The sequence below is a fragment of the Mesorhizobium sp. M7A.F.Ca.AU.002.02.1.1 genome (genome assembly GCF_003998535.1).
GTDB classification, from domain to species: Bacteria; Pseudomonadota; Alphaproteobacteria; order Rhizobiales; family Rhizobiaceae; genus Mesorhizobium; species Mesorhizobium ciceri.
In genome coordinates, this window is sequence record NZ_RZPB01000010.1 from 16,936 (window position 1) to 27,546 (window position 10,611).

Genomic DNA, 10,611 nt, shown 5'->3' on the forward strand with positions numbered 1-10,611 from the left:
CCCCAGAAACCTGTCACGATTTATTGCGACGAAGGAACCAACTCGGGATTCACCGGTTCGGACACCATCCACCCGGAGCTACCCTGACATGCCGAATGCAGCAGAAATTCTGATCGACACACTCGTCGCCTGGGACGTGGAGGTGGTGTTCGGCTTGCCGGGAGACGGCATAAACGGGGTCATGGAAGCGTTGCGGACGCGGCGCGACAAAATTGCCTTCGTTCAGGTCCGGCATGAAGAGTCGGCTGCCTTCATGGCATGTGCATATGCCAAGTGGACAGGAAAGCTGGGCGTGTGCCTTGCGACGTCCGGCCCCGGCGGAACACATCTTCTGACCGGCCTCTATGACGCCAAGCTCGACCAGGCTCCGGTGCTGGCGATTACGGGCATGCAGTTCCACGATCTGATCGAGACGTTCACGCAACAGGATGTCGATCTGACGCGCGTGTTCAACGATGTCTCCGTTTATAACGCCCATGTTGCCGATGCCGCGCATATGGAAAACGTCGCCAGCCTTGCCTGCCGAACGGCGCTGGCGCGCAAGGGCGTCGCCCATCTTTCGATTGCCAGCGACATCCAGGAGCAGGAGCGTGATCCGTCGAAGCGCTCCAAGCGCAATCGCCCGGCGCACACGCCGCAGGATATGTTCGCCGGTCACAGCGTACCGCTGGACGTTGAGCTCGACAAAGCCGCCGCCATTCTCAATGACGCTTCGCGGGTTGCGATCTTGGCCGGGCGCGGCGCCATCGGCGCGGCCGCCGAACTCGAACACACGGCGCGCCTGCTGCAGGCGCCTGTCGCGAAGGCTTTGCTGGGCAAGGCGGTGCTGCCGGACGACCATCCCTACACCACCGGCGGGATCGGCATTCTTGGAACCCTGGCTTCGCAAGAGGCGATGGAGAACTGTGACGCGGTGCTGATTGTCGGTTCGACCTTCCCCTACATCGAATACTACCCGCAGCCCGGACAGGCCCGTGGCGTCCAGATCGACTGCGATGCGCAACGGATCGGCTTGCGCTTTCCGGTCGAGGCCGGCCTCGTCGGCGACGCGGCCGAGACATTGCGCGCGCTCAACCAGCGCCTGACGCAAAAGCCCTCCGATGAATTCCTGCGCCGTTCCCAGGAGACCATGAGAAAATGGCGCGAGATGATGCGGCAGTCGGAAGACATGCAGGCGCAACCATTGAAGCCACAAGCGATTGCCCGGGCGTTCGGACAAAGATTGGCGGACGACACAGTGCTGGCCACGGATTCCGGTCAGAATACGGAGCTGGCCGCCCGCCATGTCGATCTTCGCAGCGGCCAGGCATTTGGGGTGTCCGGATCGCTGGCGTCGATGGCTTGCGGTCTGGCCTACGCCATCGCTGCCGGCATAGCGTTTCCCGGTCGACCGATTGCCGCCATCGTCGGCGATGGCGGCTTTGCCATGCAGCTCGGCGAATTCTCGACGGCGGTGCGCTACAAGATCCCGCTCAAGGTTCTGGTGATCAAGAACAACATGCTCAATCAGATCGCCTGGGAGCAGATGATGTTTCTGGGCAACCCGCAATTCGGTTGCGAATTGCAGCCGATCGATTTTGCCAAGGCGGCAGAAGCAATGGGCGCAAAGGGTTTTCGCATCGAGCGGGCCGATCAGATCGAGACGGTTCTCGACCAGGCTTTCGCCACGCAAGGCCCTGTCGTGATCGAAGCGCTGGTAGATGCCTATGAGCCGCTGATGCCGCCCAAAATGCCGGCAGACTACGCCAAGAACTTCCGCCAGGCCCTGCCGCGGACGCCGGGACACGAACGCATAGAAGAAAATATCGCCCGTGAGCCGGCGAAATCGATGATGGATGCCTAGAGGCGGCGCAGGGAGGTGGAACAGCGCGCCTCAGTGGCTTCATTCTGAATCTTTCCAGATGAACCCGCGCTCTTCCGGGTGACGGATGCGGATCATGAGCTTCGACGCGCTCTTTTCGACCTCGATTTGCTATGGCAACGGCGCTCCGCAGGCTGGTTGGACTCTGGCGCTACCCATCACATTGCCACTGGCGGCAATCCTTTTGCTGTATGTTGCCGGCGCTGGCCGGCTGTGGCGACGGAGCGGACGTGGACGTCGCTTGCGATCGCGGCAGGCCTTGCTGTTTGCTGCCGGCTGGTCCGTCCTGGCGTTCGCCTTTGTAAGCCCGATCCATGCATTGAGCGAACATGTGTTTGCGGCGCACATGATCGAGCACGAATTGCTGATGGCGGTCGCAGCGCCTCTGCTGGTTGCCTCCCGCCCGACGGCGGCGATGATGTGGGCCCTGCCGGTACAGCTGCGCCAGATATTCGGAGTGGCTGGACATGCAAATGCGCTTCGGGCGGTCTGGGCGTTCATCAGCCGTCCTGTGGTCGCGACCGTCCTGCACGGAGCCGCGATATGGATCTGGCATGTCCCGGCGCTGTTCGAGGCTGCCCTCCAGCAGGGCTTCCTGCACTATGCCCAGCACGCGAGTTTCCTCGGTAGCGGGCTTTTGTTCTGGTGGGTGCTGCTGCCTCGCCTTGGCCGCGAGCAGGCTTGCGGCAATGCCGTGATGCATCTTTTCTTCACCTCCCTCCACACCGGGCTGCTCGGGGTGTTGCTCGTCGTCTCGCCCAGGCTGTGGTATCCGGATAATGCGATCGGCTCGGATTTATGGGGGCTCAACCCGCTCGAGGACCAGCAACTTGCAGGCTTGATCATGTGGATTCCCGCCGGCCTGATCTATGGCGGAGCCGCACTGCTCCTGGTCGCTTTCTGGATTCAAACGAGCAGTCCGCGGCAACAGGCTTTCCAGCAGTTGCGCATCGTCTAACCCGCACCGCTTCGCGTCGGTTTTCAGCCGGGGGGTGTTGCCAAGCATCCTTTTTCAGTCAGCCGCGTTATGGCCTTGGCAACGATGGTGGATCCTTCATGGCGAGGTGCATGAGTCCGTTGGCCAGCTCTCGCAGGCTGACACGACCGCGAATGTCGCTTGCCCCCACATGTCCTAGGCAAATCTTGCCTGGCACCGTTCAGGGAACGGCCGCGCAACGGCGTTTGAGGGCGATCAGCGCAGCGCCGATATTGGCCTTGGCAGGATGCGGCGACAAGCAATCGGCCCTCCATGCACACGGTGCGAATGCCCGGAGAATCCTTGATCTGATCTGGTCTTTCAGCGCAATCGCAGTGGCCACGTGGCTGCTTGTCATGTTGATCCTGGCGGCAGCGCTTTTGCGTCGTCGCCTGTCCGAGACAACGCGCTCGCCGCTCGAGATCGATTCTCGTCAGGAGCGCCGATTTACCCGCGCTGTCGGCAGCGCCATTGCGTTGACCGTTCTGGTGCTCGTCATGATGACGATAGCGAGTTTTTTCGCCGGCAAATCCATTGCTTCGCTGAGTGGAACGGAAACGCTTGCCGTGCGCATCACCGGGCACCAATGGTGGTGGGAGGTCCGGTATCCCGGAGATGATCGGTCCCAATCGATCGTCACGGCAAATGAAATCCATGTCCCGGTTGGCGAACCGGTCAAGGTCGAACTCGATTCGCTCGATGTCATTCATAGCTTCTGGGTGCCGAACCTTGCCGGCAAGCGCGATCTCATTCCGGGCCGGCCGAGTGAGCTCACACTCGTCGCCGATAAGCCCGGCATCTATCGTGGCCAGTGTGCCGAATTCTGCGGCTATCAGCACGCCCATATGGCCATCACCGTCATCGCGGAAAGCCGCGAAGCGTTCGAAGCATGGCAATCCAGGCAAAACGCCGTCGCATCCGCGCCTGGCGGCGACGAAGAGCGCCGCGGCCAACAGGCATTTCTGTCCACCGGCTGTGCGCTCTGCCACACGATAAGAGGCACGCCTGCCAGCGGAACGGTGGGACCTGACCTAACTCATCTCGCCAGCCGACGCGCACTGGCCGCGGATACGCTCGCCATGACCCCTGGCGCGCTCGCCGCCTGGATCGCCGATCCACAGTCGATAAAGCCCGGCGCCAAGATGCCGCGCATTGCCCTTAGCGCCGACGATCTCAACGCGGTCGTCACCTATCTCGGAAGCCTCGAATGAGTGGCCTTGCGGGAAAGCCGGCCGAGCACACTCAGGAGGCCCTGAAAGGCATCCGTGACACCGGTCTCGAAGAGGTGAGACTGCGCGCCTTTCTGGCGCATGCCTGGCGAACGCCGAAAGGCTTCTACGGCTGGCTGGTCACGGTCGATCACAAGCTGATCGGACGGCGCTATATCGTGACGGCTTTCCTGTTTCTCATCCTTGCGGGTCTGTCAGCGCTCGCCATGCGCTTCCAGCTTGCCCAGCCTGAGGCCGGCCATATCGGTCCCGATCTCTACAACCAGCTGTTCACCATGCACGGCACGACGATGATGTTTCTGTTTGCCGTGCCGGTGATGGAAGCTTTCGCCATTTACCTGGTGCCGCTGATGATCGGCACTCGCAATGTCGCCTTTCCGCGGCTCAATGCATTCAGCTACTGGGTCTATCTTTCCGGCGGGCTGATGATCTGGATCGCCTTCGCCTTCGAAACCGGTGCGGATGCCGGCTGGTTTTCCTATGTGCCGCTCGCCGGACCCGAATATGGCGTCGGCAAGCGCCCCGATTTCTGGGCGCAGATGGTGACCTACACCGAAGTGTCCGCCCTCGCGGTAGCGGTCGAGATCATCGCGACAGTTTTCAAACAACGTGCCCCCGGCATGTCGCTCGACCGCATCCCGCTCTATGTCTGGTCCGTCCTCGTTACGGCTTTCGTCATCCTGTTCGCCATGCCGGCCGTGATGGTCTCGAGCACAATGCTGATCCTCGACCGCCTGGTCGGCACAAAATTTTTCGACCCCGTAGCAGGCGGCGATGCACTGCTGTGGCAGCATCTGTTCTGGTTCTTCGGCCATCCCGAGGTCTATATCATCTTCATTCCGGCGACCGGCTTCGTTTCCGCGATCCTGCCGACCTTCGTTCGCCGCCCGGTGTTCGGCTATCTCGGGATCGTGCTGTCGTTGATCGCGATCGGTTTTCTTTCCTTCGGCCTGTGGGTGCACCACATGTTCGCTACCGGCCTGCCGCAACTCGGCGAGAGCTTCTTCACCGCTTCCTCGATGATGATCGCCATTCCGAGCGGCGTTCAGATCTTCTGCTGGATTGCGACGATCTGGGGCGGCCGGCCGATCTTCGCCACGCCCATGCTTTTCGTTCTCGGCTTCATCTTCACCTTTGTGATCGGCGGCCTGACCGGCGTCATGGTCGCCTCGGTGCCGCTCGACCTGCAGGTGCACGACACCTATTTCGTGGTTGCCCATTTCCATTATGTGCTGGTCGGGGGCGCCGTCTTCCCCCTGCTCGGCGCCGTTTATTACTGGTTTCCCAAGATCACCGGACGCATGCTGTCCGAGAGGCTCGGCCGCTGGAATTTCTGGCTGGTCTTCCTCGGGTTCAATCTCACCTTCTTCCCCATGCATATTCTCGGTCTGCAAGGCATGCCGCGCCGCGTTTATACGTATCCGCCGGCGAGCGGCTGGGGCGAGATGAACCTCTTCATCAGCCTCTCTTCGCTGGTGGTGTTCGCGGGCTTCGCGCTTTTCTTCCTGAATCTCTTTCTCAGCCTCCGCAACGGCCGCATTGCAGGAGACAATCCCTGGGGCGCGAGCACGCTCGAATGGGCGACGACGTCGCCGCCGCCCTCCTACGATTTTTCGCGGCTGCCCGTGGTAACTCACCGCGAACCGCTTTGGGCCGAGCCCGATGTGCTCCCAGTGGTCGAAGGTCTGCGTGTCGACGCCCGCGAGGTGCTCGCCGGTACGGTCGCCGATGCGATGCCGCAAGTAAGGGTACCATCGGCTGACAACTCGATCTGGCCGTTGCTGTCGGCCATCGCAGTCGGCGGCGCATTTCTCGGTTCGATATACACGCCGTGGGCGGTGGTCTGGGGAGCGATCCCGGTTTCGATCGGCTTTATCTGCTGGTTCTGGCCGAAAGGCGAACCGGAGGACGAGGAATGAGGCACCGCCCCGTCGCCGACGTCAGTCACCTGCCCACATACGATTTCGGGTCAGCGAGCCCGATGTGGTGGGGAACCCTTGCCTTCATTGCCCTCGAGGCAACCGGTTTTGCCTTGGCGATAGGCACTTACTTCTATCTGGCCGTGCTGGCCCGGCATTGGCCCATTGGGGCCCCTGCGCCAGATCTGCTGCCGGGGACGGCAGTACTGGTTATTCTGGTTGCGAGCGTCGTGCCCAACCACATGATCGAGGTTTGGGCACGTCGCCAGGACCTGGCGAAAGTTCGCCTTGGCATGGTCGTCATGTCGATCGTCGGCATTCTTCCGCTGATCGTTCGCATCTGGGAATTTCCGGCTCTGCGGATTTCCTGGGATCAGAACGCTTACGGATCGATCGTCTGGTTCCTGCTCGGGCTGCATACGACGCATCTCCTTACCGATGTCGGCGACACGATCGTCCTGGCGGTTCTCATGTTCACGCAAAAAGGCAAGGCAGGCCGCCGCTTCAGCGACGTCTCGGACAACGCCTTCTACTGGGACTTCGTCGTCGTCTCATGGGTCGTGCTCTATCTTGTTATCTATTGGGCTCCGAGGATGTGAGATGCAGGCGATCCGTACCGGCGTTTCCTGGGCAGGCCTGGTCAGCGGACCAGTTGCGTGGGCAATAACGCTGCAGCTCGATTATTCGATTGCATCCTGGCAATGCCATGCCGGCTTTCGTCCCACTGCCTTGTTCTCGTTGATAGGCGCCGCGGTCGCCCTGGCAGGCGCGCTGCTGTCGTGGCACGCCGTTCATGACCGCGGACATGGTACGGTTCCGCCCCGGAAGGCGCGCACGCGCGCATTCCTTGCAAGGACTTCCGTGGGCATCGGGGCGCTGTTCACGCTCATCTTGCTGGCGCAGCTGATGGCAGGGCTGATCTTCAGCGGGTGCGAACTGTGACGAGGTCAAAGACCCGGAGATTGGCCGTCCGCCGGTGCCCGCCTTGGCCTGCCGCGGGCATTCCATTCCCGGCCGTCACCTCCCGGGCGGTCGCGCTCGTCTTGGCATCGTTGCCGCTTTGCACTGAGCTGCGGGCGAGCGAAATCCAGAAGGGTGAATACCTTACCCGAGCGGCCGACTGCATCGGCTGCCACACGTCCAATCCGAGCCGCCCGTTCGCTGGAGGCTATCGCGTGCCGACACCCTTCGGCGACGTATACTCGACCAACATCACACCTGATCCTGACACGGGCATTGGACGCTACTCCGCGGACGAGTTCGTGCGGGCCGTGCGGAAAGGTATCAGGCGCGATGGAGCCGATCTCTATCCCGCCATGCCCTATGACAGCTTCGCCGCGATGAGCCGCGAGGACGTGCTTGCGATCCGGACCTACCTCCTGGCGCAGCCGCCGATCTCGCAGCCGCAGCCGCGAAACATCCTGCCTTTTCCATTCAACCAGCGCTGGACAGTTGCGCTGTGGAAGCTCGCGAACCTGCATACCGGCAGTTTCACGCCCGATCGGAACCGGACCGCCGCATGGAACAGGGGAGCCTACCTGGTCGAGGTGCTCGGCCACTGCGGTGCCTGCCACACGCCAAGGAATGCAACGTTCGGCATGGATGAAGACCACAAGCTTGCCGGCGGCACCGCCGGCATCTGGCAGGCCTTCAACATTACCAGCGACAAGATCGCAGGCGTCGGCGACTGGAGCAACGAAGAGCTGTCTCGATTTCTCAAAACCGGCGCCGTTCCCGGGAAGGCTTATGCGGGCGGGCCGATGGCGGAAACGGTCATGAACAGCCTGCAACATCTTTCCGATGACGATATCCAGGCCATCGTCGCTTATCTCAGGGACGTGCCCGCCCAATCGGGAGACGAAAAGCAGCCGCGTTTCTCATGGGGTAACGCGGCCACGGCCGACGGCGATGCTGGAACCGAAGGGATGACGCAAGGCAGCGGGACCGCAGCCGGCGATGATCTCTATCGATCGCTCTGTTCGACATGCCATGGGGCGAACGGAGGCGGATCGTCAGACGGATCCTATCCGTCCTTGACCCGCAACAGCACCCCCGGCGCGGCCACACCCGAGGATGTCGCCATGACCATCCTTGAAGGCGTCAAAGCTGGCGACGTGGCGGGGCGTAAGTCGATGGCGGCCTTCGGCGGCTGGCTGGACGATGGCCAGGTGGCAGCCCTTGCAAATTACGTCACCGCTCGGTTCGGAAATCCCGACGTCAGCGTTACCGCGGCCGATATACGCCAGATGCGGGCCGGCTCGACAACAGGCCAGACAATCATGGTTCTGGCGGCTCAATCACTTGTGGCGTGCGCCGCCGTGTTGATGCTTGGGCTGCTGCTTCTGCTGGCAAGGCGCCTGCGCCGTCGGACCAGTTCAGTGCGCCTCATGTCCGCGCATAGAGATAGGCGGTGATGTCGCGCGCCTCTTGAGGCGACAGATTTGTATTGGGCATGGCCGTGTTCGGGTCTACGTCCCGCGCTCTGCTGATCCAGCGCATCATCGCATCCGGGCTGGCTCGCGATGCCCCGATATATCCTCTTTCGACGACGCCCCGCAGGGAGGGACCGACGGTACCACGGGCGCCGGGCACCCCCGGGATTTCGTGACATCCGCCACAGCCGTTGCGGATCATGGCCGGGATGGCTCGTTGAGGGTCGCCGCCGATCGCCTGCACAAGCGTGGTTTCTCGCAGACTGTTGCTGCGAACCGATCCGCTGGCGAAGACGGCAAAACCGATGACGACAGCCGCCGATGCTCCTGCCAACCACCAGAATTGGGGCGGCGCTTGCTTGGCGGCCTGCCGGTTCATCTGCGCTTACCGCTCTCAGCGCTCAATGCGCTGCCGAAGCACTGGTCCGGCAACGGATTGAGGAGCCGGGTCATTTATTACAGTTCTGCACATTCGATGTTGTCGTGCCGGTCGCGGTGTTGTTGTCGATGTCGTTGCCTGCCGAATCTTTGCAGCGGTCAGTCATGCCACCTGATTTCGTTGTGGAATTTGTCGAATTTGTAGTGCTCGGATCGGAAGGATTCACGGATGTTCCAGAGCCGGTGCCGCTGTTGCCGCCGGTATTTCCAGACGTAGCCCCGGTGCCGTCGTTCGAGCCCGAACCGCTGTTGGAGCCGGAACTGTTCGACTGTGCCACTGCCGATGTGGCCAATGTGAGCGCGAGCACAGCGGCGGACAGAAGTTTGACGATCATGGTGGATCTCCTGGTTGGGTGTACCGCCACCAAACCAATCCTTTCCTGATATGTTCCCGGCGAAATCGTGTTCAGCAAAATTCTTGTGAAACAGGTTTTTGTGCCGGCACTGCAGACGGGCTAGCCGCGCGACGGCGGTCGATATAGGTGCGCCGCCTTGGCGTCGTCCGGCCGCGGAAGCAGCGCTGGCCGCATGCCCTCGCCTGAAGCATAGTTGCTCACTGGTGGCCGCTGCCCGCGTCCCCGACCAGTGCCCGATCATCCCCGGATCGGAGACAGCTCAATCATCGCCATGAAAGTCATAGCAACGGGCCGAACACGAATATAGCCAGTAGAGCAAGAAAAATCACGGCGATAACTGCGATCGCCCACGTGACAATTCTTCTTGTCCCCCGTTGCTCCTGCTTGCGAGAGATATTTTCAGCCACAGTACGAAATCCTTGCTGCAAAACTCAACCGACGACAAGGCTCAGCGCCCGCATGGTCCTGCCGGACTGTTGGGCCGCGTCCTGGAATGGCCACAGCCGGGGCTCACATGCCTACCAACCCTGCCGCCCGTACCAATCGTCGACATCGCGCCGCACGCGGTCCTTTTCGATGCCGTAACGCTCCTGGATCTTGCCTTCGAGTTGATCGCGCTTGCCGGCGATGCGGTCAAGGTCATCATCGGTGAGTTTGCCCCACTGCTCCTTGACCTTGCCTTTCACCTGTTTCCAGTTTCCTTCCACGCGGTTCCAGTCCATGACACCGTTCTCCCTGTTTTGGAAAGGTCCGGAATAGGAAACGCAATCCAGTCAAGGATGTTCCTGGAAACAGCCAACGCGCTGCCCGATGCCGAATCGGTTGCCAGAAGTTATCGCCCCTTGCGGTCCGCAAAGTACGTTCGAGCCAACTTTCAGCCGAGCCATCGTCGCTCGCTCAAACCCGCGTATTGCACGTCATATGCCAAGGCTCTAAACGGCTCCGACGATGCTTTACATTCGTGCCCGATCACGTTTGAGTGCTGTCAGGCAATCAGCGCTAACTCCAGCGGAGGCGACAACACACCATCGCCGCCTAATCCCCCTACTCCCACTCGATTGTTCCAGGCGGCTTCGACGTCACGTCGTAGACGACGCGGTTGATGCCGCGGACTTCGTTGATGATGCGGGTGGCAGCAGCCCCCAGGAAGGCCATGTCGTAGTGGTAGAAATCCGCCGTCATGCCGTCGACCGAGGTGACGGCGCGCAGCGCGCAGACGAACTCGTAGGTGCGGCCGTCGCCCATCACGCCGACCGTCTGCACCGGCAGCAGCACGGCGAATGCCTGCCAGATGGCATCGTAGAGGCCGGCTTTGCGGATCTCGTCAAGATAGATGGCGTCGGCTTCGCGCAGGATCTCCAGCTTTTCGCGGGTGATGCCGCCGGGGCAGCGGATGGCGA

General features: G+C 61.6%; 10 protein-coding genes and 1 pseudogene. 7 read left to right on the forward strand and 4 right to left on the reverse strand.

Annotated elements, in window-relative coordinates; translation table 11 throughout:
- Positions 1–88 precede the first annotated feature (88 nt).
- From EN879_RS01675 to EN879_RS01705, 7 genes are all read left to right on the forward strand, one after another.
- On the forward strand, positions 89–1,843 hold the full coding sequence (locus EN879_RS01675; protein WP_063170143.1) for a thiamine pyrophosphate-dependent enzyme: 1,755 nt from the start codon (positions 89–91) through the stop codon (positions 1,841–1,843).
- 94 nt (positions 1,844–1,937) lie between these two features.
- Positions 1,938–2,819, forward strand: a complete 882-nt coding sequence (locus EN879_RS01680; RefSeq protein ID WP_063170471.1) for a cytochrome c oxidase assembly protein — start codon at positions 1,938–1,940, stop codon at positions 2,817–2,819.
- A 257-nt stretch (positions 2,820–3,076) separates the two neighbouring features.
- A complete protein-coding gene (gene coxB, locus EN879_RS01685; protein ID WP_337122686.1) occupies positions 3,077–4,048 on the forward strand; it encodes a cytochrome c oxidase subunit II in 972 nt (323 codons plus the stop codon).
- Positions 4,045–5,985, forward strand: coding sequence for a cytochrome c oxidase subunit I (gene ctaD, locus EN879_RS01690; protein WP_063170141.1), 1,941 nt, complete (start codon positions 4,045–4,047; stop codon positions 5,983–5,985). Before coxB ends, ctaD begins: the two co-directional genes overlap by 4 nt.
- Positions 5,982–6,584 (forward strand): cytochrome c oxidase subunit 3, encoded by a 603-nt coding sequence (locus EN879_RS01695; protein ID WP_013533222.1) that lies wholly within the window; start codon positions 5,982–5,984, stop codon positions 6,582–6,584. Before ctaD ends, EN879_RS01695 begins: the two co-directional genes overlap by 4 nt.
- Before the next feature lies 1 nt (position 6,585).
- Positions 6,586–6,927 carry a hypothetical protein gene (locus EN879_RS01700; RefSeq protein ID WP_063170140.1) on the forward strand — a complete coding sequence of 114 codons (342 nt, stop codon included), beginning with the start codon at positions 6,586–6,588 and terminating at the stop codon, positions 6,925–6,927.
- A gap of 233 nt (positions 6,928–7,160) precedes the next feature.
- Positions 7,161–8,399 carry a cytochrome c gene (locus EN879_RS01705; RefSeq protein ID WP_164758121.1) on the forward strand — a complete coding sequence of 413 codons (1,239 nt, stop codon included), beginning with the start codon at positions 7,161–7,163 and terminating at the stop codon, positions 8,397–8,399.
- On the opposite strand, the gene EN879_RS01710 is transcribed toward EN879_RS01705, so the two are convergent.
- The 4 genes and pseudogenes from EN879_RS01710 to EN879_RS01725 form a co-directional block, all read right to left on the reverse strand.
- Positions 8,371–8,796 carry a c-type cytochrome gene (locus tag EN879_RS01710; RefSeq protein WP_063170138.1) on the reverse strand — a complete coding sequence of 142 codons (426 nt, stop codon included), beginning with the start codon at positions 8,794–8,796 and terminating at the stop codon, positions 8,371–8,373. The two genes, EN879_RS01705 and EN879_RS01710, sit on opposite strands and share 29 nt — an antisense overlap.
- A gap of 70 nt (positions 8,797–8,866) precedes the next feature.
- Positions 8,867–9,190, reverse strand: a complete 324-nt coding sequence (locus tag EN879_RS01715) for a hypothetical protein (protein ID WP_013533226.1) — start codon at positions 9,188–9,190, stop codon at positions 8,867–8,869.
- Positions 9,191–9,729: 539 nt separating this feature from the next.
- Positions 9,730–9,933 carry a CsbD family protein gene (locus tag EN879_RS01720; protein WP_013533227.1) on the reverse strand — a complete coding sequence of 68 codons (204 nt, stop codon included), beginning with the start codon at positions 9,931–9,933 and terminating at the stop codon, positions 9,730–9,732.
- A gap of 322 nt (positions 9,934–10,255) precedes the next feature.
- Positions 10,256–10,611 (reverse strand): annotated as a pseudogene (locus EN879_RS01725) (GMP synthase (glutamine-hydrolyzing)); the annotation flags it as partial.